Source organism: Lysinibacillus sp. ZYM-1, from assembly GCF_001308875.1.
In the GTDB taxonomy this organism is placed as follows: Bacteria; Bacillota; Bacilli; order Bacillales_A; family Planococcaceae; genus Lysinibacillus.
Genome location: NZ_KQ465120.1, coordinates 29,890 through 53,399 on the forward strand (window position 1 = coordinate 29,890; position 23,510 = coordinate 53,399).

20 protein-coding genes are annotated in these 23,510 nt (G+C 36.2%); 19 read left to right on the top strand and 1 reads right to left on the bottom strand.

Features of this window, described 5'->3' with window-relative positions; genetic code table 11:
- Window positions 1–17: 17 nt before the first annotated feature.
- The 16 genes from pseB to prfB all read left to right on the top strand — a co-directional run bounded on the left by pseB (window position 18) and on the right by prfB (window position 17,128).
- Complete coding sequence (pseB, locus tag AO843_RS13090) at window positions 18–995, top strand: UDP-N-acetylglucosamine 4,6-dehydratase (inverting) (RefSeq protein ID WP_054611546.1); 978 nt, start codon at window positions 18–20, stop codon at window positions 993–995.
- A 38-nt stretch (window positions 996–1,033) separates the two neighbouring features.
- Entirely contained in the window at window positions 1,034–2,191 is a 1,158-nt protein-coding gene (gene pseC, locus AO843_RS13095) for a UDP-4-amino-4,6-dideoxy-N-acetyl-beta-L-altrosamine transaminase (RefSeq protein ID WP_054611547.1), read from the top strand.
- The gene (locus AO843_RS13100; protein ID WP_054611548.1) at window positions 2,188–2,916 is read left to right on the top strand and encodes a cytidylyltransferase domain-containing protein; all 729 of its coding nucleotides are present in this window, start codon (window positions 2,188–2,190) and stop codon (window positions 2,914–2,916) included. The genes pseC and AO843_RS13100 overlap by 4 nt, the downstream gene beginning before the upstream one ends.
- 8 nt (window positions 2,917–2,924) lie before the next feature.
- Window positions 2,925–3,944, top strand: coding sequence for a UDP-2,4-diacetamido-2,4,6-trideoxy-beta-L-altropyranose hydrolase (gene pseG, locus AO843_RS13105; protein WP_054611549.1), 1,020 nt, complete (start codon window positions 2,925–2,927; stop codon window positions 3,942–3,944).
- Window positions 3,945–3,958: 14 nt separating this feature from the next.
- Window positions 3,959–4,507, top strand: coding sequence for a UDP-4-amino-4,6-dideoxy-N-acetyl-beta-L-altrosamine N-acetyltransferase (gene pseH, locus AO843_RS13110; RefSeq protein ID WP_054611550.1), 549 nt, complete (start codon window positions 3,959–3,961; stop codon window positions 4,505–4,507).
- Window positions 4,504–5,556 (top strand): pseudaminic acid synthase, encoded by a 1,053-nt coding sequence (gene pseI, locus AO843_RS13115; protein ID WP_054611551.1) that lies wholly within the window; start codon window positions 4,504–4,506, stop codon window positions 5,554–5,556. Before pseH ends, pseI begins: the two co-directional genes overlap by 4 nt.
- A 425-nt stretch (window positions 5,557–5,981) precedes the next feature.
- Entirely contained in the window at window positions 5,982–7,133 is a 1,152-nt protein-coding gene (locus AO843_RS13120) for a glycosyltransferase family protein (protein ID WP_054611552.1), read from the top strand.
- A gap of 285 nt (window positions 7,134–7,418) precedes the next feature.
- The gene (locus tag AO843_RS13125) at window positions 7,419–7,802 is read left to right on the top strand and encodes a flagellar protein FlaG (protein ID WP_369814419.1); all 384 of its coding nucleotides are present in this window, start codon (window positions 7,419–7,421) and stop codon (window positions 7,800–7,802) included.
- Between the two features lie 23 nt (window positions 7,803–7,825).
- Window positions 7,826–10,186, top strand: coding sequence for a flagellar filament capping protein FliD (gene fliD / locus AO843_RS13130; protein WP_054611553.1), 2,361 nt, complete (start codon window positions 7,826–7,828; stop codon window positions 10,184–10,186).
- Between the two features lie 50 nt (window positions 10,187–10,236).
- On the top strand, window positions 10,237–10,641 hold the full coding sequence (gene fliS / locus AO843_RS13135; protein WP_054611554.1) for a flagellar export chaperone FliS: 405 nt from the start codon (window positions 10,237–10,239) through the stop codon (window positions 10,639–10,641).
- On the top strand, window positions 10,638–10,997 hold the full coding sequence (locus tag AO843_RS13140; RefSeq protein WP_369814420.1) for a flagellar protein FliT: 360 nt from the start codon (window positions 10,638–10,640) through the stop codon (window positions 10,995–10,997). Before fliS ends, AO843_RS13140 begins: the two co-directional genes overlap by 4 nt.
- A gap of 321 nt (window positions 10,998–11,318) precedes the next feature.
- The gene (locus AO843_RS13145; protein ID WP_054611556.1) at window positions 11,319–11,699 is read left to right on the top strand and encodes a PilZ domain-containing protein; all 381 of its coding nucleotides are present in this window, start codon (window positions 11,319–11,321) and stop codon (window positions 11,697–11,699) included.
- Window positions 11,700–11,806: 107 nt separating this feature from the next.
- Complete coding sequence (gene hpf, locus AO843_RS13150) at window positions 11,807–12,358, top strand: ribosome hibernation-promoting factor, HPF/YfiA family (protein ID WP_054611557.1); 552 nt, start codon at window positions 11,807–11,809, stop codon at window positions 12,356–12,358.
- Between the two features lie 141 nt (window positions 12,359–12,499).
- On the top strand, window positions 12,500–15,010 hold the full coding sequence (secA, locus tag AO843_RS13155) for a preprotein translocase subunit SecA (protein WP_054611558.1): 2,511 nt from the start codon (window positions 12,500–12,502) through the stop codon (window positions 15,008–15,010).
- A gap of 374 nt (window positions 15,011–15,384) precedes the next feature.
- The gene (locus tag AO843_RS13160; RefSeq protein WP_054611559.1) at window positions 15,385–15,918 is read left to right on the top strand and encodes a competence protein ComK; all 534 of its coding nucleotides are present in this window, start codon (window positions 15,385–15,387) and stop codon (window positions 15,916–15,918) included.
- Window positions 15,919–16,023: 105 nt separating this feature from the next.
- A protein-coding gene (prfB, locus tag AO843_RS13165; protein WP_369814421.1) for a peptide chain release factor 2 occupies window positions 16,024–17,128 on the top strand; the annotation gives its coding sequence in 2 pieces (ribosomal slippage) (window positions 16,024–16,098 and window positions 16,100–17,128; 1,104 coding nt in all).
- Window positions 17,129–17,167: 39 nt separating this feature from the next.
- Here prfB and AO843_RS13170 read toward each other — a convergent pair.
- Window positions 17,168–17,677, bottom strand: coding sequence for a competence protein ComK (locus AO843_RS13170; RefSeq protein WP_054611560.1), 510 nt, complete (start codon window positions 17,675–17,677; stop codon window positions 17,168–17,170).
- Window positions 17,678–17,903: 226 nt separating this feature from the next.
- On the opposite strand from AO843_RS13170, the gene AO843_RS13175 reads away from it, so the two are divergent.
- The 3 genes from AO843_RS13175 (at window position 17,904) to uvrA (ending at window position 23,364) form a co-directional block, all read left to right on the top strand.
- Window positions 17,904–18,146: an IDEAL domain-containing protein gene (locus AO843_RS13175; RefSeq protein ID WP_054611561.1), complete on the top strand. Its 243-nt coding sequence runs from the start codon at window positions 17,904–17,906 to the stop codon at window positions 18,144–18,146.
- Window positions 18,147–18,509: 363 nt separating this feature from the next.
- Window positions 18,510–20,489 carry an excinuclease ABC subunit UvrB gene (gene uvrB, locus AO843_RS13180; protein WP_054611562.1) on the top strand — a complete coding sequence of 660 codons (1,980 nt, stop codon included), beginning with the start codon at window positions 18,510–18,512 and terminating at the stop codon, window positions 20,487–20,489.
- Window positions 20,490–20,496: 7 nt separating this feature from the next.
- Window positions 20,497–23,364, top strand: a complete 2,868-nt coding sequence (uvrA, locus tag AO843_RS13185) for an excinuclease ABC subunit UvrA (RefSeq protein ID WP_054611563.1) — start codon at window positions 20,497–20,499, stop codon at window positions 23,362–23,364.
- Window positions 23,365–23,510 lie beyond the last annotated feature (146 nt).

The following is a 23,510-nucleotide window of genomic DNA, read 5'->3' on the forward strand; positions in this document are numbered from 1 at the left end:
TAGAAAAGGTGATAAATATGACAAGTAATTCGATAGCAAATAAAACAATTTTAGTTACGGGTGGTACAGGTTCTTTTGGAAAAAACTTTATTCGCAAGGCTTTAACATTAGGTGTAAAAAAAGTAATTGTTTTCAGTCGTGATGAGCTAAAGCAATATGAAATGGCTCAAGAATTTACTGATTCACGAGTTCGTTTCTTCATCGGCGATGTAAGAGATAAAGATCGCTTATACCGAGCGTTTGATGGAGTAGACATTGTTATTCATGCCGCAGCGTTAAAGCACGTAGGGGCATGTGAATATAATCCATTTGAAGCTGTTAAGACAAATATTAATGGTGCACAAAACATTATTGAAGCTGCTATTGATCGTGGTGTTGAAAAAGTAATAGCACTTTCAACGGATAAGGCTTGTAGTCCTGTAAATTTATATGGTGCAACTAAGCTTGCTTCAGATAAGTTATTTGTAGCCGGAAATTCATATGTAGGTGAAAAGCATACGAAATTTTCTGTTGTACGTTACGGAAATGTAGTAGGTAGCCGTGGTAGTGTTGTTCCATTCTTTAAAAAAATGATTGAAACAGGTACCTTACCCATTACAGATGAGCGAATGACCCGTTTTTGGATTACATTAGAGCAAGGTGTACAATTTGTACTTGATAGTTTAGAGCGTATGTACGGCGGCGAAATTTTTATTCCTAAAATTCCCAGTATGAAGGTAACAGATTTAGCAAAGGCAATTGGTCCAGCGTGTAAAACAGAAATCGTCGGTATTCGCCCGGGTGAGAAGCTCCATGAGGCAATGATTACAGAAGATGATGCACGTCATACATTAGAGTACAATAGTTATTATGTTATTCAACCTGAGTTTTCATGGTGGTCAAAGGAATATGCAGTTGGTGGAAAACTACTTGACGAAACATTTTCATATATTAGTAATATCAATGATCATTGGTTGACTGTTGAAGAATTAAAAGATTTAGTAGAAAAAATGTAGTCATTGACTGCGTTTTTTCTTTAAAGGAGTTAAATAAAATGAGAGATACATATTTACCTTATGGACAACAATGGCTAGATGACGAGGATATACAGGCTGTTGTAGATGTTTTAAAGGGCAGTTACTTAACAACTGGTCCAACAATTGCGAAATTTGAAGAATCTGTAGCTGAATATGTTGGTGCAAAATATGCTGTAGCATTTTCAAATGGCACAGCTGCACTTCACGGGGCTTGCTTTGCTGCAGGTATTGGTGAAGGAGATGAAGTTATTACAACACCAATAACATTTGCGGCGAGTGCAAACTGTGTACGTTATGTAGGTGGTACAGTTGTTTTTGCAGATATTAAGGAAGATACATATAACATAGATCCTTTAGAAATTGAAAAAAAAATTACACCAAATACAAAGGCAATCATTCCTGTTCATTTTACAGGTCAGCCCGCACAGTTATCGGAAATTCATGCTATTGCTAGGAAACATAATTTAATAGTAATTGAAGATGCGGCACACGCTCTAGGAGCTGAATATAAAGGAGAAAAAATAGGTGCACTAAGTGATATGACAATGTTTAGCTTTCATCCTGTAAAGCATGTTACAACAGGTGAAGGTGGCGTTATTACAACAAATAATGAAGTTTTATACAAAAAACTTTTACAATTTCGTTCTCATGGAATAACAAGAGAGACAAGTAACCTTTCCAGAAATGACGGTCCTTGGTATTATGATATGAAATTTTTAGGATTTAATTATCGAATGACAGATATTCAAGCTGCTCTCGGCATTAGCCAGTTAAGGAAGTTAGATCAATTTGTAGCACGTCGTCGTGAGATTGCACAAGTATATAATGAGGCGTTTAAAGATAATGAATGTATATTTATACCAACCCAACGTGTAGATGGGATTTCAAGTTGGCACCTTTATATCATTAGATTAAATCTGGAAAATATAAGTGTGTCTCGAAAAGAAATATTTGAGGCATTATTAGCTCAAAATATTGGTGTGAATGTACACTACATTCCAGTACATACTTTGTCATATTATCAAGAATTAGGCTATGTAGAAGGGTCTATGCCAAAAGCAGAAGAGCTATATGATGCTATTTTCACTTTACCATTATTCCCTAAAATGTCGAATGAGGATGTAATGGATGTAATCAATTCAGTGATAATGGAACTGGAAAAGGTGAAAAAATGAGAATTGTTGCAATTATTCAAGCAAGGATGGGATCAACTCGTTTACCAGGGAAAATTCTAAAAATGGTGAATAATCGACCTTTACTATCGTATCAAATAGAGCGTTTACAACAAAGTAGTTACATTAATGATTTGGTGATAGCAACAACCATTGATGAAAAAGATGATTTAATAGTTGATTTTTGTAAAAAAAATAACGTTTTGTGTTTTAGAGGATCTGAAAAAGATGTATTAGCAAGATATTATGAGACAGCTAAGGCATTTGAAGCAGATGCAATTGTCCGTATTACTTCAGATTGCCCAATAATTGATGTGCAAGTAGTTGATAAAACGATACAATATTTTTTATATAATAAGGATTTTGATTATGTGTCAAATACTGTAGAAAGAACTTATCCAAGAGGACAAGATACAGAAATATTTTCATTTGCAGTACTCGAAAAGGCATATAATGAAGCTGTTTTAGAAAGGGACCGTGAGCATGTAACCGCTTATTTCTATACAAATCCTAATATATTTAAAATCGGTAGTAAAAAAAATGAAATTGATTATAGTAGATATCGATGGACAGTAGATACAGAGGAAGATTTTCAACTTATCAAAAATATAATAGAAAAGCTTTATTGTGAGAATCCACACTTTACTTTACTAGATACAGTACAGTTAATGGAAAAAAATCCTGATTGGTTTTATATTAATGCTCATATTGAACAAAAGAAATTATAGGTGATAGTATGAATATATTTATCAGAGTGGATGCCTCCATTGAAATTGGTACAGGACATGTGTTACGCTGTTTAACTTTAGCTCATCGACTAAAAAAAGAAGGAAAGCAAGTAGCGTTTATATGTAGAGGGGCAGAGGGTGACTGTATAGAATTAATAGAAAAACAAGGTTTTCAAGTATATAAATTGAAGTCTATTTTAGGTTCTTTATGGACATATGTAGCTGATTATTGGGAAAGAGATGTTAAAGAAACAATTGATGTTTTAAAACAACATGAGGTTGAAAAATTAATTATTGACCACTATTCAATAGATATTAAATGGGAACAAGCAACCCGTCCATTTACTAAAGAAATAATAATTATCGATGACTTAGCAAATCGTAAGCACGATTGCGATACTTTACTGGATCAAAATTTTTATTTGAATATGGAAACTAGATATAAAGGTTTAGTTTCCTCTACAACAAACTTGGTACTTGGACCAACATATGCTTTGTTACGTGAAGAATTTATTGAAGCTAAAAAAAATTTAAAAGCATTTAGTGGTAAGTTAGAAAGATTATTTATTTTCTTTGGCGGTAGTGATCCAACAAATGAAACAGAGAAAATATTATATTCAATAATGCCCCTAATAGAAAAATATAATTTTGAGGTTGATGTCGTTGTAGGCAATTCTAATCAGAATAAAAAACGTATAAAAGATATTTCTTTAACAAATAAAAATATCAATTTTTATTGTCAAATTAATAATATTGCTGAATTAATGGCTAAAGCTGATATAGCCATTGGTGCAGGTGGAGCTACTACCTGGGAAAGAGTTTTTTTAGGACTACCTTCAATTGTCATTGCCGTTGCTATGAATCAAGTAGAAGTTGCAAAAGCAGTGGCAAATATGGGGGCAATTATTTATTTAGGTGTCTCTAATGAAGTGAATGGTAATCAAGTACTTGAAAATCTTGAGCTACTATACAGAGATTCCGATGAATTATCTCGTATAAGAAAAAGTTGTTTTAATTTAATATCATGAAGGGATGTAATATAGTGTTAAATGCATCACTTAGGGATATAGTTATAGATGATTTAGAAAAAGTTTTAGCATGGCGCAATCAAGAACATATTAGGTCTGTAATGTTTAACGATAACATTATTTTATGGCAACAACATATGAATTGGTTCAATGAATTAAAGAATAACCATTATAAACTTTCTAAAATTTTTAGTATTAAGAATGTCGATTATGGTGTGATAAATATTAATAATATAGATGAATATTCTAATCGATGTTCTTGGGGCTTTTATATAGGAGAAAAAAAAGCACCAAAAGGTACAGGTATATTATTAGGATATATTTCTCTTGAATTTGTTTTTAAAGAATTAAAGTTTAGAAAACTTTGTGCAGAAGTTATTGAATCAAATAAAATCAGTTGTAATTTTCATGAAAAATTAGGATTTAAATTAGAAGGTACATTACGTAAACAAATAAAACGGAACGAAAACTATGAAGATATTTATATTTATAGTTTATTTGCTGAAGAATGGGAAGAAAAAAGAATAGAATTGAAGTTAGAGTTAGAGGAGCGATTTAAATGAAACAAATAAAGGTAGAGAATTTGGAAATTGGCTCACTTTCTAAACCATTTATTATTGCTGAAATGTCTGGAAACCATAATCAATCTCTAGAGCGTGCATTAGAAATTGTCGAAGCTGCCGCAGCTAGTGGTGTCCATGCATTAAAAATCCAAACATATACTGCAGATACAATTACACTTGATGTAGGGTCACCGGATTTTTTAATTTCAGATGAAGGAAATTTATGGAAAGGTAGGAAGCTTCATGATTTATATGATGAGGCTCATACTCCTTGGGATTGGCATAAGCCAATTTTTGATCGTGCTAAAGAACTAGGTATGATTGCTTTTAGTACGCCATTTGATGAAACAGCGGTTGATTTTTTGGAGGAGTTAGACGTACCACTCTATAAAATTGCCTCTTTTGAAAATACAGATTTACCACTTATAAAAAAAGTTGCGTCTACAGGAAAACCAATGATTGTATCGACTGGAATGGCGACAGTTGCAGAATTAGATGACTTGGTGTGTACTGCAAGAAAAGCTGGGTGTAAGGACTTAATTTTATTAAAATGTACGAGTACATATCCAGCCACGCCTGAAAATACGAATATTTCAACGATCCCGCATATGCAAGAGTTATTTGATGTGGAAGTGGGATTATCTGATCATACAATGGGAACTGGTGTGGCAGTAGCGAGTGTTGCTATGGGAGCAACCGTAATTGAAAAGCACTTCACATTATCTCGTGCAGATGGTGGGGTGGATTCAGCTTTTTCAATGGAACCAGAAGAAATGAAGGCATTGGTCATTGAAACAGAGCGCGCATGGCAATCGTTAGGGAAAGTTACTTATGGTCCAACTGAAAAAGAAAAGGCATCTTTGAAATTTAGACGTTCAATTTACGTGTCAAAAGATATTAAAGTAGGAGAAGTGTTTACAGAAGATAATATTAAAATTATTCGTCCAGGATACGGACTTGAGCCGAAATATTATGAGATTCTATTAGGTTGTAAAGCCAAGAAAGCCTATCAGTATGGACAACCACTCAAAATAGATGATTTATTGTGAAAATGAGAATGTAATTTAGTGGAGTAGCAATTCAGCTATCAGTATTGCTAGACTCTTCTATGCAGAATTACCGTAATGAGAGCAGGGTGTTATTATATTTATATAATTAAACCCTAGTAGCGATTAAAAAGTTTAAATACCTATAAGTGTGTTTCAATAAATGAATTATGATTAATGCAATTAGCGAGGTTAGTATTAGTAGTAAATATGATTAATTTATTCTATTAATTATGTTATACATACTATACTGATATCTATGCATCGTACTTTTAAATTAGAGAAGCCGTGTAATGTATGAGATAAAGTGGCTTCTCTTTGAAAGAATGCTTAATAAATTCAGAAAATGTATGCTATTTTTTAGATTTGAACCGAAATTGTACTAACATTAACATCTTAAATTTCGGGGAATTGGAGAGGGTAATTGTATGAAAAAAGTAGTATTAATAAAAGGGCAATCTAATTATAATGTATTACGTTATTGGATGGATGCTTTAGCAAGGGGACTTGAGAAGAAAGGGATAGAAACAATTGTTTTAGATGGGAAATATTCAATTAATGATCAAGTGATTGCATTATTAAGCTTAGATGTCGATGCTGTAATTTCATTTAACGGTTTGTTTTTAGAAAATAAGGAGATTATAGAGAAAGTTATTAGAGCACCGTATATTTATTTACTGATTGATCATCCGATCGATCATTTAGGGCGCCTTGAAAATTTAAGACCACAAGATATTTTGACTGTGATGGATCGAAATGATATAAATAATTTAGAGCATTTTGGCCTGAATATATCCAAAACATATATGTTACCTCATGCTGCAATTGAATTGTCGGTGGAACAAGTGGAAAAAACAATTGATATTTTAGTGTGTGGATCTTATTCAGATATGACAACGTATACAAAGTACATTGAGAGCCAGTCATCTGCTATTTTTGCAATTTGTAAAGAAGTTATAGATAACTGTCTTGAAGATTCAAGTAAGTACTACATAGATGAATTTTTACAAGCTTTCGCGAAACGGGGTGTATCAATAGAGTTACGTCTAAATGATAATCCGGATATCATAAAGTTAGTACGTGATATTGGTAGATATATATATTCTGTGAACCGTTTAAGTGTTGTAACAGCACTTGCGGATGCGGGCTTGTCGATTAGTATTTATGGTAAGGGATGGGAGGATTCACCTCTTATGAAATACCCCAATGTGATTATTAATAAGTCAGTGAATTATTGGGAGACTCAAGAGTTGATGCGACAAGCAAAGGTTATTATGAGTTTTCAAGCATTGCTTCGTGATGGTACTCATGAAAGAGTTTTTGCTGGGATGGCGGCACGCTCAGTGGTAGTGACAAATGAAACGCCTTATTTGAGAGAGCTATTTACAGAAAAAGAATTAATGTTCTATAACTTTAATGATTTAGGTGCAATGGTTGAGGCTGTTCAGGCAATTTTAAAAGATGATGAGCAACGTGAAAAAATATCTGAAGCAGCGTGGCAGGCTATTAAAGGTAAGCATACATTTGAGGAACGAGCACAGACGATTATTGATATTTTTAATGATGTAGAAGTGCACTAATTAGGGGGATATGGTTAATTTCTCTTTGTTAAACAATAGGTAAATTTAAAATACATAAAGGGTCTTCTACTTCTACAACCATTGTTTCGAGCGTTAATAATAATAATTTATGGTGAATTTCTGTTATGTATAATATGGAAATTCACTTTTTGTATTTGTTAATTTGTAAACTTCTGATGGGTTTAATCATTCCTAATTAATTTAATTAGCTTTACTTTAAAAGTGAAATATTTCAAAATTTATCCGATATAAACATTAGTAATTGAATAGCATAGGAGGTCAGGTATGATGCGTATTGTACCGCAAGGACAATCAGTAGAAGCATTAGCTGTTTCAAGTAATACTAGAGTGGCAAGTACCGAAGATGCAACCAAGCCTACTGTATCTACTCAAGCAGCTCCACAGCTAGAAAAACAAAATATTGCAATTGATGAACAAGAAATAACAAAAGAAAAACTACAACAAGCTGTAGAGACAGTAAACGAATTTTTACAAATCAATCATAGTTCCTCAAAATTTGTTCTTCATGATGGCTTAGAACGATATTTTGTGCAAGTTGTAGATGCAAAAACAGAAGAAGTAGTGAAAGAAATACCTCCTAAAAAGCTATTAGATGCATTTTATGAAATGCAAAAGCTTTTAGGGATGATTGTAGATGAAAAAATATAAACTTTTTTTAGGAGGACTTTATTATGGTAAATCGAATCGGTGGATTAGCATCAGGAATGGATATTGATGCATTGGTAGCAAAGTTGATGGCTGCAGAGAGAACGCCACTCACTAAACTACAACAAAAGAAACAAACTTCCGAATGGACACGAGATGCTTATCGAAGCATTAATGCAAAGCTAAAAACATTTGATACGTATATTGCAGACAATCTTCTAATTAAAGGCTTTAATACGAAAACGGCTACTTCATCTAACTCAAAATATGTTACGGCAACCGCAACATCAAATGCTTCAGGAAATTTAACGATTGAGGGCGTATCACAGCTTGCTACTGCAGGAAAAACAGTTGGTAGTAAACAAGTCAATTCAAATGCTGGGGTTGCTACTGGCAGTACAAAAATTAGTGATATTGAAGGATCCACTTTCACTGGCACAGGAGAATATTCAATTTTATTAAAAGCTATCAAATCGGACGGTACATTGGCTAGTGAAGCTACTGAAGTTAAATTTAAAGCCACAGATACTATTGATGATGTGATGAAAAAAATTAGTAGCAGCAATGCAGGTGTAACTGCTTTCTTTGAAAATGGTAAATTATCTGTTGCGGCAAAAAATACAGGTGAATTAGCAGGGAATGCTGCTGAAGTGCAATTAGTAACTGAACAAACAAAGAATGGTGTAAAAGTGGAGGGCACTGGTAATGCATTGTTCTCAGTATTAGGGGTAGGTAGTCCAGGTTCAACCGACTTAGTAGATGGTGGCTCTAATGCTATTTTCCGTGTAAATGGTATTGATACAGAGCGTTCTACCAATACATTCACTATGGGCGGTTATAATATAACGTTAAATGAAACATTTAATTCAAAAGCAACAATAGAAACTCGTATTAAAACATTGGAAGAATTGCTTGCCGCTACTAAATTAGCTATTCCTGATTTAGAAACAAAAATAAGTACGCTGACAGGTGAAGCAGCCACTGCAAAGGACCTTTATGATGATGCACTGAAAATTTTTAATGGTGCGAATACAAGTTCGGCATTATCTGCTGCTGGAAAAAAGATACTTGCAACTATGAATAAAGAACAGCTCGCTACGCTTGACAATCTTGATTTGACGGATAATGCAGCTATTGAAGCATCGGATTTAACTGATGCGCAAAAAAAGGCATTAAAGGCTTTAAAAACGGAAGAAAAGGAGGCTTTAAATTCCTCTCTAACCAATGAATTAAATGATTTGCAAAGATTTAGCGCATACGAAAATTTAAGTACGACTAGTAAAAATATTTTTATGAACATGGATCCAGCGGATATTGAAAAATTAGCCAATATTTCTGATTTAACATCGAATGATGAAATTGATAGCAGTGATTTAACAGATGATCAAAAAAAAGCATTAAAAAGCCTTTCATCGGAACAACGTCAAATATTAGGTAATATTTCTTCTGAAGACTTAAAAGGTATGCAAGAGGTTATTAATACAAAGAATGCGTATGATATTAAAAATACAGAGTTAACAACGAAAATCCAACAATTAGAAACAGCTAAGAGTAACGAAATAAAATACACTAAAGATTTAGCAGATGCTAAAAATGCACTTGCAAATACCCCAGCTGATGGAACTGCAGTACCAAATGTGACATTATCGTCTACAACAGATGTAGATGACATGATGAAAAAAATCAAAGAGTTCGTTACAATGTATAACGGACTTGTTAAGGAAATGAACGATCAAACGAAGGAAAAGAAATACCGTGATTATTCCCCATTAACAGACGAACAGAGAAAAGAAATGTCGGAAAATGAAATTAAGCTATGGGAGGAAAAAGCTAAAAGCGGTTTATTGCGTAGCGACTCGATTTTAAGAAATGGACTAGCGGGTATGCGTGGATTAATTTATGAATCGAACCCTGCTGTGTCCAATCCTAAATACAATACGTTATTTAATATTGGGATTACGTCTTCAAAATCATATAATGATGGTGGTACTTTAGAAATTGACGAAGAAAAATTACGTAAGGCATTAGAAGATGATCCTGATGCAGTAACAGCCTTATTTACAAACAAAGGTGATAAACAAGATACAATCTCTGTCGATGGTGTTGAAAAAACTGTTGATACTCGCGGGTTTTTACTAAAGCTTAGAGGGTCTATGGATAAATTCAAGCTAGACATCGAGAAAAAAGCGGGTAATGCTTCAAGTGTGGATAATTCTTACTCGATTGGGAAAAGTCTAGTTGATATGGATAAACGTATTGATACATGGAAAGACAAGCTTGAAAAAATAGAGGCCCGCTATTGGAAACAATTCAGTGCCATGGAGAAAGCTATTAACAAAGCAAACTCACAGTCAGGTATATTTGCGCAATTTGGTGGACAGGGATAAAAGTTTTAGTATAATTTAGTTAAAAGGTAATAAAAAGGAGTTGTCTTTGATTGACAGCACAAACATCTGCTCATAATGCATATAAACAAAATAGTGTTACAACTGCTTCTCCAGGAGATTTAACACTAATGTTGTATAATGGATGCTTAAAATTTCTGCATAAGGCAAAATTGGCTATTCAAGATAAAAAGATTCAAGAAAAAAATACTAACCTTCAAAAAGCACAGGCAATCATAAGTGAGCTTATGGCGACACTGAATATGGATATTGAAGTATCAAAAAATATGATGGCACTTTATGAATATATGAATACTCGATTAGTAGAAGCAAATATTCAAAATGACATTTCTATAATTGAAGAGGTTGAAGGACTTGTTTCGGAATTCCGTGATACTTGGAAGGAAGTTATTCGTATTAATCGTCAGCAACAATACGGCAATGGAGACAGAATATGATGGGACCAGTTGAACGATTGCTCTCTATTTCAGCTAGACTTTATGAGCATTTGTCGACCATTCCTCACGGAGACGATCGAGAAGAATTTATTGAAAAAATAAATGACTTGCTTGACGAGCGCGGTGCAATAATCGAGGAATTGAAGCAATTTGGAAAATCTTTAGATGGGCATCAATTAAATAAGCATTTACAGGAACTTGATCGAGGGATACAGGAACGATTACAAAAGGTTATGACTGCAATTAAAACGGATATGAAAACTCTTCAACAATCTAAAAAAAATGAGCAACAATATTTAAATCCATACAGCTCTGTTCGAGTAATGGATGGTATGTATTACGACGGAAAAAAATAAGTTAAATATTTAGCGATACTTATAATTGATTACATTAAAACCAGGACTTATTTAAAAATGAGCTTCTGGTTTTGTGTTTTACTCTACATAGTTTGATATATTTCGAGAATTTAAGTAATCCTATCATTTTTCGACATTTTTTTAGTCATCATACCAAATGTGTGAATACATTTATAATCTTTCTTAAAAAGGTTTAAGTAAAATAGTCATAAATTAGGCTATGCAACGGTAAAATATGTTACTTATTCCCCTAGCTGTAAAATGAGCATCGTGTCATAATCAAAGCAATATAAATGTTTAACAATATACTGGGGTGGGAATATGATTTTTAAGCGTCAAGAAGGTTTCCGATTCAAATTTGAGGAGCCTGTTCAAATAACTTTTTCTATTTATGAAAATGGAAGAGTCAATCATGGACAAACAGCTATGGCCGACTTGCTGGATATTAGTCCGCGTGGGTTAAAGATGTTTACTGAAGTGGATCTGGGTGTGAATCCTCCTCCACTGGATATCCATTTTGTGCTTGATACGCAAGAAGTGAGAGCTTTTGGAGAAGTGATTTGGAGTCGTCCGTTTGGGACGGGTAAGCAGTATGGCGTGTTTTTCAATAATCAAGGTCCCGTGGAAGATTTGATTATTGAGGAATTAAAGTTGCGACGTAAAAGAGAAGCGGCAGAAGCGAAAAAGCAAAGCAACCATTAAATCATTAATTTTATAAAAATTTTTTGTAAAAAAAAGAATTATTTTAGAGGAATTTCACACACTTGTGTAGAAATAGATAGTATAGCAGTTATAAAGGAGGAGTTTACATGTTAAACTTTAACATTCGTGGTGAAAATATTGAGGTAACTCCAGCTATTCGAGAGCATGTTGAAAATAAAATCGAAAAAGTTGAACGTTATTTTAACGAAGATGTTAACGCCAATGCTAACGTAAATTTAAAGGTTTATAATGACAAGCAAACAAAAGTGGAAGTCACAATTCCAATGAAGAACTTAACTCTTCGTGCTGAAGAGCGTCATAATGACATGTATGCTGCGGTTGATCTAATTGTTGATAAATTAGAGCGTCAGATTCGTAAGCATAAAACCAAAGTAAACCGTAAATTCCGTGAGCGTGAAGGTGCAGGCCTTTATTTTGCTGCTACTCAAGCAGTCGCAGATGCTTCTACAGAGGAAGAAGAATATTCCATTGTACGAACTAAGCAATTTGATTTAAAACCGATGGATCAGGAAGAGGCTGTATTACAAATGAATATGTTAGGACATGATTTCTATGTCTTTACCGATGCTGAATCGAACGGCACTAATATTGTGTATAAACGTAAAGACGGAAAGTATGGCTTAATTGAAACAACTTAAACTTCATGATGACAAAGGCTCTCGCGATGGCGAGAGTCTTTTTTGTATGGCTTTCTCATGCAAGTAGGGTGACTGTTTGCATGAAACTGTTACACAATGGTAAAATGAAAGTTGAATCTATATAGGAAGTGAAAAACATTCATGGCAAACCTATTAAATAAATTATTTGATTTCAATAAACGTGAGTTAAAAAAATTAGAAAAAATCGCTGACCAAGTTGAGGGATTCGCTTCTCAAATGGAACAGCTTTCAGATGATCAATTACAAGCGAAAACAGAAGAGTTTAAAAAGCGTTATGCTGATGGAGAGAATTTAGAGTCTATTCGTGCGGAGGCTTTTGCTGTTTGTCGCGAAGCGTCGAAACGTGTTTTAGAGATGTACCCATTCCGTGTTCAAATCATGGGGGCAGCTTCACTTGATGAAGGTAACATTTCAGAGATGAAAACGGGTGAAGGTAAAACGTTAACAGCTACGATGGCGGTTTATTTAAATGCTATAACTGGTAAAGGCGTTCATGTTGTTACAGTCAATGAATATTTGGCTAGTCGTGACGCTGCCGAGATGGGACATCTGTACAATTTCTTAGGTCTTACAGTAGGTTTAAATTTAAACAGCCTGTCAAAAGAAGAGAAGCGTGCGGCCTATGAAGCGGATATTACTTATAGTACAAACAATGAATTAGGGTTTGACTATTTACGTGACAATATGGTGCTTTATAAAGAAGAGCGTGTTCAACGTCCACTTCACTATGCTGTCATCGACGAGGTTGACTCAATTTTAATTGATGAGGCGCGTACACCATTAATTATTTCGGGTCAAGCTGGGAAATCAGCACAGCTTTATAAACAGTCCAATGCATTTGTACGTATGTTAAGTGCGGAGACAGATTATACGTATGAAGAGTCAACGAAAGGTGTTACATTAACGGATGCAGGTGTCGAAAAGGCGGAGAAAGCATTCGGCATTGATAATCTGTTTGATTTGACACATGTTCGTTTAAACCATGCCATTAACCAATCGTTAAAGGCACATGTGAGTATGCATAATGATGTTGACTATGTTGTCCAAGAGGGCGAAATTGTAATCGTTGACGGCTTTACTGGTCGTTTAATGAAGGGGCGTCGATACTCTGATGGTCTCCACCAAGCAATTGAAGCCAAAGAAGGCGTTGAGATTCAAAATGAATCGATGACAATGGCTACCATTACGTTCCAAAACTATTTCCGTATGTACCAAAAGCTTGCGGGTATGACAGGTACAGCGAAAACAGAGGAAGAAGAGTTCCGCAATATTTACAACATGAGCGTTATTGCGATTCCAACGAATAAGCCAATTGCTCGTGATGACCGTCCAGATTTAATTTTTGCTTCTATGGAAGGTAAATATAAAGCGGTGGCAGCCGATATTGCAGAGCGTCATAAGGCGGGACAACCTGTGCTTGTTGGTACAGTTGCGATTGAAACATCTGAAATTATTTCGCAATTACTTGATAAACATAAAATTCCTCATAATGTACTGAATGCGAAAAACCATGAACGCGAGGCGGAGATTATTGCCAATGCTGGTTCTAAGGGCGCAGTAACGATTGCTACTAACATGGCGGGTCGTGGTACTGACATTAAGCCTGGTGAAGGTGTATTAGAAATAGGCGGTTTAGCAGTAATTGGTACAGAGCGACATGAATCGCGCCGTATTGATAATCAGCTACGTGGACGTTCTGGTCGTCAAGGGAACCCAGGTGTGACACAATTTTATCTATCACTTGAAGATGATTTAATGCGTCGTTTTGGTTCAGATAATATGAAGTCTATGATGATGCGTTTAGGTATGGACGATACACAGCCGTTGCAATCAAAAGTTGTGTCGAGAGCTGTAGAATCTGCGCAGAAACGTGTCGAAGGTAATAACTTCGATGCTCGTAAGCGTTTATTACAATATGATGATGTTCTCCGTCAGCAACGTGAGATTATTTATAAAGAGCGTTATGATGTACTAGAAACTGAAAATATGCGTGTGCTTGTGGAGTCGATGATTCAAGAAACGATTGATAATATTGTCGGTCTATATACACAAGGTGAGCAGAAAGATTGGAATCTGAAGGCAATTGAAGACTTTGTTGCTGCCAATTTGCTAGAAGAAGGTCAACTAAAAGTATCTGAATTCCAAGGCAAGTCTGCTGAAGACATTAACCAATTGATTTCTGAAGCTGTCCATGCTCGCTATGATGAAAAAGAAGCAGAGCTTACACCAGAGCGTATGCGCGAGTTTGAAAAGGTTATTTTATTACGTTCTATCGATACAAAATGGATTGATCACATTGATGCAATGGATCAACTTCGTCAAGGTATCCATCTGCGTGCATATGGTCAAAATGACCCGCTTCGAGAATATCAACAAGAAGGTTTTGCGATGTTCGAAGATATGGTTGCTTCTATCCGTGAGGATGTTGCAAAATATGCGATGAAAGCTGAAATTCGCAGCAATCTTGAGCGTGAAGAGGTGGCGAAAGGTCAGGCAGTTAATCCGAAAGAAGAAGGCGGTCCTGCCCCGAAAAAGCAACCAGTACGTAATGCTGAAAATATTGGACGCAATGATTTATGTCCTTGTGGAAGCGGCAAGAAATTTAAAAACTGTCATGGTGCAGCTCAATAATATAAATAGAAAAGATCATTTTAACTGTGTGTTGAAATGATCTTTTTTTTCTTTAAGGAAAAAGAATTTAAGTTTTAAAAGTCAGAATTTGTGGACAATAGTAAAATATGGGTATACAATAGCTGTAATAATAGGAAATTAGTTTTAGTGAGTAGTCCTATTATTATCCTAAATAATTTAATGGTATGGAGTACTAAGGATTAAGAGTGATGAAAGATTTTGAGAAGCTGTGTCTACTAAAACGGGAGGATTATGGGTGGAAATAAAGTTTTCCAAGCAAATTCGACTTGTAGAAAATATTGGGAATGTACGGACCTTGGTATAGTCCTTTTTTATTTAGACTGAAACATAAAGTGTATAAAGGGGGAATATGGATGCATAAAAAGGATATTATGAGTAGTGAAACTATGCTGTATATGCCTGTGTATGATTCCTTTGGAAATTTATGTACTCGGGTGATGGAAAAAAATAATGAATATATTTCTAAGTTAGCACCAACGAAGTTAATGGATTATAATCTGCGTTATTATGGTTCAAGTTTAAGAGGGGCTTTTGATGGATCAAAAATGATCCTAGGTAAACTTAATAAAAACCCAATCGTTGTGGATGAGCGTGGTAATATTTTATGGTTTCCTAGCAAGTCTCCTCTACATCCTGAATGTATATGGTTTGCTGTTCATCAAATTGATGAATATATCACTGTGGATAAAAAGAGGACAAAGGTAACCTTTACGAATGGCCAGGAAATTATTGTAGATGTTAGTGTCAAGACGATAGAGTATCGAATTCAACGGGCATTTTTATTAAAGTATAGATTAGAGAGAAGAACGAAGCATTTACTTGTTCAGTATGATCGTGTGAAAATATTTCAACGTTTTGCGCTTGATATGCTTGAAGACGAGATGTAGGATAGTGATTGTATGTATGTTTTCCTCTGTAAAAACGTTATAATAAAAAGATACGGAGCTTTCACAATGATGTGGCTCCATTACTAACGTTCGGAGGATTTCACAATGATTGAATTAGCAGATGTACGCAACGTGTTAGACACTACAGCCAAAAAATTGGCGGACTTTAGGGGGTCTCTTTGACTTAGAAAACAAAGAGGCACGTATTCAGGAACTAGATGAAATGATGCTAGAGCCAGGGTTTTGGGATGATCAGCAAGGTGCACAAGTGATCATCAATGAGGGAAATGGCTTAAAGGCAATCGTCAATGAATATAAAGATTTAGAAGAAACACATGAGAATTTAGATATGACACTGGAGCTTTTACGTGAAGAACCAGATGAAGAACTACAGGAAGAGTTAGGCAATGAGCTTGCAGAATTCCAACAAAAAATGGTTGATTTTGAGCTACAATTATTGTTGAGCGGTCCATATGATCAAAACAATGCTATTTTAGAGTTGCATCCAGGAGCAGGTGGAACAGAGTCTCAAGACTGGGGTTCTATGCTACTACGTATGTATACACGATGGGCTGAAAAGCGTGGCTTTAAAGTGGAAACAATGGATTATCTTCCAGGTGATGAAGCAGGGATTAAATCTGTAACCATATCGATTAAAGGTCACAATGCATTCGGTTATTTACAGGCGGAAAAAGGTGTTCATCGCCTAGTGCGTATTTCACCATTTGATTCATCAGGACGTCGCCATACATCTTTTGTTTCTTGTGATGTTATGCCAGAATTTGACGATAATATTGAAATTGATATTCGCACAGAGGATTTGAAAATTGATACGTATCGTGCAACAGGTGCGGGTGGTCAGCACATCAATACAACAGATTCAGCTGTTCGTATTACACACATCCCATCTGGTACTGTCGTACAATGTCAGGCAGAACGTTCGCAAATTAAAAACCGTGAAAAAGCGATGGCTATGTTAAAAGGGAAATTATATCAATTAGAGCTAGAGAAGCAACAGGCGCAGCTTGATGAGATCCGTGGTGAACAAAAAGAAATCGGCTGGGGCTCGCAAATTCGCTCTTATGTATTCCATCCATACTCAATGGTAAAAGATCACCGTACAAATGAAGAAACAGGTAATGTTGGAGCAGTAATGGACGGCGATTTAGATCCATTTATTAATGCTTACTTACGTTCGAAAATTAACTAATATCCATCCCCCAAGAGTTATTCTTGGGGGATTTTTTAGTTAAAAGGGTGGGTGAAAGGGTGAGTCTTGACTAAGCTGTTTTCGTTCGTGCATGTAATGTTTATAGAGCATAGATGCATTCACAAATTGTTTACTAATAGAGGCATATTGAATAGGTAGCTCAATCTTTTTATCATTTTTTAACGTGACAACACATCCTGTTTTGCTAGGTGTAATATTGATAATCGCATGTAGCCCTATCCATATATTATGAATGGAATTCGGTGAGTAGGTTGGTAGAAAAATACAGGGATAGCCATAATCAAAGGCCACGACAATTGGTAGCTTATGTTGATTACCAAAAAAACGTTTAGCAGATTGTTTTGCTGCTTCATAGGTGGAGCCTAATGAAATACAAGATTTTCGAAGCACATGCATCGGTTTACGGGTAACAATTAGCTCATTATGTTTGTCAATAACATGTGTGAAAACTTTTGAGTCATGCTGAACGGGTTGTAGCAAGTAAGTGTTAAAGGAAATTAAATAGCCATTTACAAAATTGGTAGTCATATTGGAAGTGCCTCCTTTTTCTATTGATAACGGTAGTGTAGTACATAAAATGAATTTCAAAAAATATAGAAAATAACGGAACAATGCTTATAAATGAATGAAATGCTTAGAGAGTTTGCTCTAAATTTCACGAGTTTACTAGCTAATCCAAGTTATTTTCAAATCGTTAGCATTGCTTTTTAATTTCAATTTTCATATAATTTAGAAAAGGATCGGGGTGAGATCGTTGGATAAATATTATTCGTACACAGATTTTCTAAAAGCCGTTGGTCAGTCAAAAAAAGTTGATGAGGCAGAGAAATTATTAAACGAGATTTATTTAGATTTATTTTTAAATCGTATCCAGCGTGTGCATCGACAAGAGCAGCTCATAGTTCTGATAGATAGAGCACTCGATGAAAAAGATGAAAACGCATTTTATCAATACGCAGCCGAACTAAATTCCTTGCAGCAATCAGAAGATGAATAATATGACAATCCCGCTCTCTTTGTCTATGGAGAGCGGGATTTTTTTGTTTTGGAAATAATAGAGGGTTTAATGTTCGCTCAATTTGTGAAGAGTGTTGCCCTAAAAATGAGAAAGGGAGTGAGCATTGCTCAAAGCTCTCGCACACTAAGTAGCGACAACCAATCTAAATATTGAAATCTAACTATTAGATAAAGCTTGAAAATATGTGGAAGCGGCTATTATGAGAGTAGAAGGTTGAGTATCCATCTTCAATTTTAGAGCTAGAAAAAAAATTTACAAACATTCGTTCGTTAAATGTTCGAAATTTTAATATTGCTATGCTAAAATATATGTACAAATTGGAAGGAAAGGACGGGGAAATGTGTGCAAACATTTGATTTACAAGCGCCATATCAGCCTAATGGGGATCAGCCACAGGCAATTGTGGAATTAGTGGAGGGTGTGAAAGCAGGCAAGCGTCATCAAACATTGCTTGGTGCTACAGGGACTGGAAAAACGTTTACGATTTCAAATGTGATCCAGCAAGTTAAAAAACCGACACTCATTATGGCACACAATAAAACATTAGCGGGCCAATTATATAGTGAATTTAAAGAGTTCTTTCCCAATAACGCTGTAGAATATTTTGTTAGTTACTATGATTACTACCAACCAGAAGCCTATGTACCCCAGACAGACACCTATATAGAAAAGGATTCCAGCATTAACGATGAAATTGATAAGCTGCGCCACTCTGCAACATCTGCATTATTTGAGCGTGATGATGTCATTATTATTGCATCTGTGTCCTGTATTTATGGTCTTGGTTCTCCTGAAGAATATCGTGAAATGGTTGTATCAATTCGCACTGGCATGGAAATTGAACGTAATCAGCTACTGCGCAAACTAGTAGATGTTCAATATGAGCGCAATGATGTTAGTTTTACACGCGGAACATTTCGGGTACGAGGAGATGTAGTAGAAATTTTCCCAGCCTCACGTGATGAGCATTGTATTCGAGTTGAATTTTTTGGGGATGAAATTGATCGCATTCGTGAGGTAGATGCATTAACAGGAGAAATTTTATCGGATCGAGAGCATGTCGCTATTTTCCCGGCATCCCACTTCGTTACACGAGAAGAAAAAATGCGAAAAGCGATTGAAAATATCGAAAAAGAATTAGAGGAACGTCTGACATTGTTACGTGCTGAAGATAAATTGTTGGAGGCTCAGCGTTTAGAGCAACGGACACGCTATGATTTAGAGATGATGCGTGAAATGGGTTTTTGTTCGGGGATTGAGAACTATTCACGTCACTTAACATTACGTGGAGCAGGTGCTACTCCTTATACTTTGCTTGATTATTTCCCAGAAGATTTTTTGCTTGTGGTAGATGAAAGTCACGTAACTCTTCCTCAAGTACGCGGGATGTACAATGGGGACCAAGCTCGTAAAGGTGTTCTCGTAGAACATGGTTTCCGCTTACCTTCGGCCCTAGATAACCGTCCATTGCGGTTTGAAGAATACGAAAATCGAGTGCATCAAGCTATTTATGTATCTGCTACACCTGGCCCTTATGAGTTGGAGCATACACCAGAAATGGTCCAACAAATTATTCGACCTACTGGTTTATTGGATCCATTAATTGATATCCGCCCAATTGAAGGTCAAATAGATAATTTGATTGATGAGATTCAGGACCGAATCGCACGTGATGAGCGTGTATTGGTCACAACGTTAACAAAAAAAATGTCAGAGGATTTAACGGCTTATTTGAAGGAAATGGGCTTAAAGGTTGAATACTTGCATTCTGAGATTAAGACACTAGAACGTATTGAGATTATCCGTGAGCTACGAAAGGGAACATACGATGTACTCATCGGTATTAATTTATTGCGTGAAGGCCTTGATATTCCTGAGGTGTCACTTGTAGCAATTTTAGATGCTGATAAAGAAGGTTTTTTGCGTTCAGAACGTTCATTGATTCAAACAATAGGCCGTGCTGCGCGTAATGCGAATGGCCATGTCATTATGTTTGCAGATAATATGACAGACTCGATGAAAAAGGCGCTTGATGAAACACAGCGTCGTCGTGCGTTGCAAATGGCATATAACGAAGAGCATGGTATTACGCCTCAAACTATTAATAAGAAAATTCCAGATATAATTCGTGCCACACAAGTAGCAGAAGAAGAAGAATCCTATGTATCAAAGGCTACAAAAGGCAAAAAGTTGACAAAGGCAGAAAAAGAACAACTTTTAGCATCCCTAGAGGTAGAAATGAAGGAAGCTGCAAAAGCGCTTGATTTCGAACGTGCAGCCGAGCTTCGAGATACAATATTTGAATTGAAGGTAGAAGGGTGAATGACTTGTGAAAAATACTGAAATTGTCGTGCAAGGTGCACGTGCTCATAATTTAAAAAATATCAATGTCACAATTCCACGTGATCAATTAGTCGTTTTAACAGGATTATCAGGCTCAGGAAAATCTTCACTAGCATTTGATACGATTTATGCGGAGGGGCAACGACGTTATGTCGAGTCTCTTTCCGCCTATGCTCGTCAATTTCTTGGACAAATGGACAAGCCGGATGTTGATGCAATCGAAGGTTTATCGCCTGCTATTTCGATTGACCAAAAAACGACGAGTCGTAACCCACGTTCTACGGTAGGGACGGTCACAGAAATCTATGATTACTTACGTTTACTCTATGCACGTATTGGCAAACCGATTTGTCCGAATCATGGGATCGAAATTACCTCCCAAACGATTGAGCAAATGGTAGACCGTTTATTAACTTATCCAGAAAGAACCAAGATGCAACTTCTTGCTCCGATGGTTTCAGGTCGTAAAGGAACACATGTTAAATTGCTAGAGGATTTAAAGAAACAGGGCTTTGTTCGTGTGCGAATTGATGGTGATTTAAGAGATTTAGATGATGCGATTGATCTTGATAAAAATAAAAAGCATTCGATTGAGGTAGTGATCGACCGTGTTGTTATGAAGGAAGGCGTCGCTGCACGTTTAAGTGATTCTTTAGAGACAGCTCTTCGTTTGGCAGATGGTCGTGTGCTTGTAGATGTTATGGAGCATGAGGAATTACTGTTTAGTGAACACCATGCCTGCCCATTATGCGGTTTTTCAATTGGAGAGCTAGAGCCACGCATGTTTTCTTTTAATAGTCCATTTGGTGCTTGTCCAAGCTGTGACGGCTTAGGTTCCACACAAGAGGTGGATATAGATTTAGTTGTGCCAGATTGGGATCGTTCCTTGTTAGAGCATGCTATTGCACCGTGGGAACCAACTAGTTCTCAATACTATCCACAATTATTAAAAGCTGTTTGTGATCACTATGATATTCCAATGGATGTGCCTGTAAAGGATTTACCAAAGGAAAAGATGGACAAAATTTTATATGGAACGGGTAAAGAGAAGGTTCACTTCCATTATGAAAATGAGTTTGGCAATGTGCGAGACCAAATGATTGAATTTGAGGGTGTTGTGCGCAATGTTGAGCGTCGTTTTAAAGAGACAACATCTGATTATATTCGTGAGCAAATGGAAAAATATATGGCACAACAGGCTTGCCCTTCTTGTAAAGGTTATCGTTTAAAGCCTGAAACACTAGCAGTGAAAATTGCAGACAAGCATATTGGTGAAGTGACACAATATTCGATTCAGGAAGCGGACACATTTTTCAAAGGGTTAGATCTATCTGAAAAGGATATGCAAATTGCTCGTCTGGTTTTACGAGAAATTGCAGAACGATTGGGCTTCCTTGTTAATGTAGGTTTGGACTATTTAACGTTAAGTCGTGCAGCAGGCACATTATCCGGCGGGGAAGCACAACGTATTCGCCTTGCTACTCAAATAGGTTCACGATTAACAGGTGTTCTCTATATTTTAGATGAACCATCTATTGGATTGCACCAACGGGATAATGATCGTTTAATTAGCACGTTACAAAACATGCGTGATATTGGTAATACACTGATTGTGGTGGAGCACGATGAGGATACGATGCTAGCTGCTGATTATCTTATTGATGTAGGACCAGGTGCAGGTGTTCATGGTGGCCAAATTGTTGCAGCAGGTACACCACAGGAAGTCATGGAAAATGGGAATTCTTTAACGGGACAATATTTAAGTGGTAAAAAATTCATTCCATTGCCAGTTGAAAGACGCCAGCCAAATGGTCGTAAACTCTCTATTAAAGGTGCGAAGGAAAATAATTTACGCAACGTCAAAGTTGACGTTCCACTAGGCTTGTTTGTCGCCGTGACAGGTGTATCTGGCTCAGGAAAGTCGACGTTGATTAATGAAATCTTATATAAATCATTGGCACAGAAACTGAATCGTTCCAAGGTCAAACCAGGAGAACATAAAGAGGTAACAGGAATGGATGAACTTGAAAAGGTCATCGATATTGACCAATCACCAATTGGTCGTACACCTCGTTCCAATCCGGCTACCTACACAGGTGTCTTTGATGATATACGCGATGTTTTTGCTACAACAAATGAAGCAAAGGTACGTGGCTATAAAAAGGGACGTTTTAGCTTTAATGTCAAGGGAGGCCGCTGTGAAGCATGCCGTGGCGATGGAATTATTAAAATAGAAATGCATTTCCTTCCAGATGTTTATGTACCCTGTGAAGTATGTCACGGTAAACGCTATAATCGCGAAACACTTGAAGTGAAATATAAAGATAAGAGTATCGCAGATATTCTAGATATGACGATTGAAAATGCAGTAGTGTTCTTCGAAAATATACCAAAGATCCAACGCAAGCTCCAAACCATTGTAGATGTTGGCTTGGGCTATATGAAATTAGGGCAGCCTGCCACGACTTTATCAGGAGGAGAAGCACAACGAGTAAAATTAGCATCTGAATTACATCGACGTTCTACAGGGAAATCCTTCTATATTCTAGATGAACCAACGACAGGTTTACACGCAGATGATATTGCACGTTTACTTGTAGTGCTACAGCGTCTTGTTGAAAATGGCGACTCCGTATTAGTCATTGAACACAATTTAGATGTTATTAAAACAGCAGATTATCTTATCGATTTAGGTCCAGAGGGTGGTGACAAAGGTGGTACCATCATTGCAACTGGTACTCCTGAAGAGGTAGCGGAAGTGCCTGGCTCTTACACAGGAAAATATTTAAAACCAATTTTAGAACGTGACCGTATGCGAATGGAAGCTGTACTAGCAGAAGCTGCTAAATCTTAATGGAGAAACGATCAATGAAGCGGAAGAACTGTGGATTTGGACTGAAGCAATTAAAATTTGAATAGTCCTAATCAAGCCAAAGAATCAACATAGACAAGGCCACATCATTCAAGCATAAATTAAGGAAAGCTTAGATTGTCATGAAA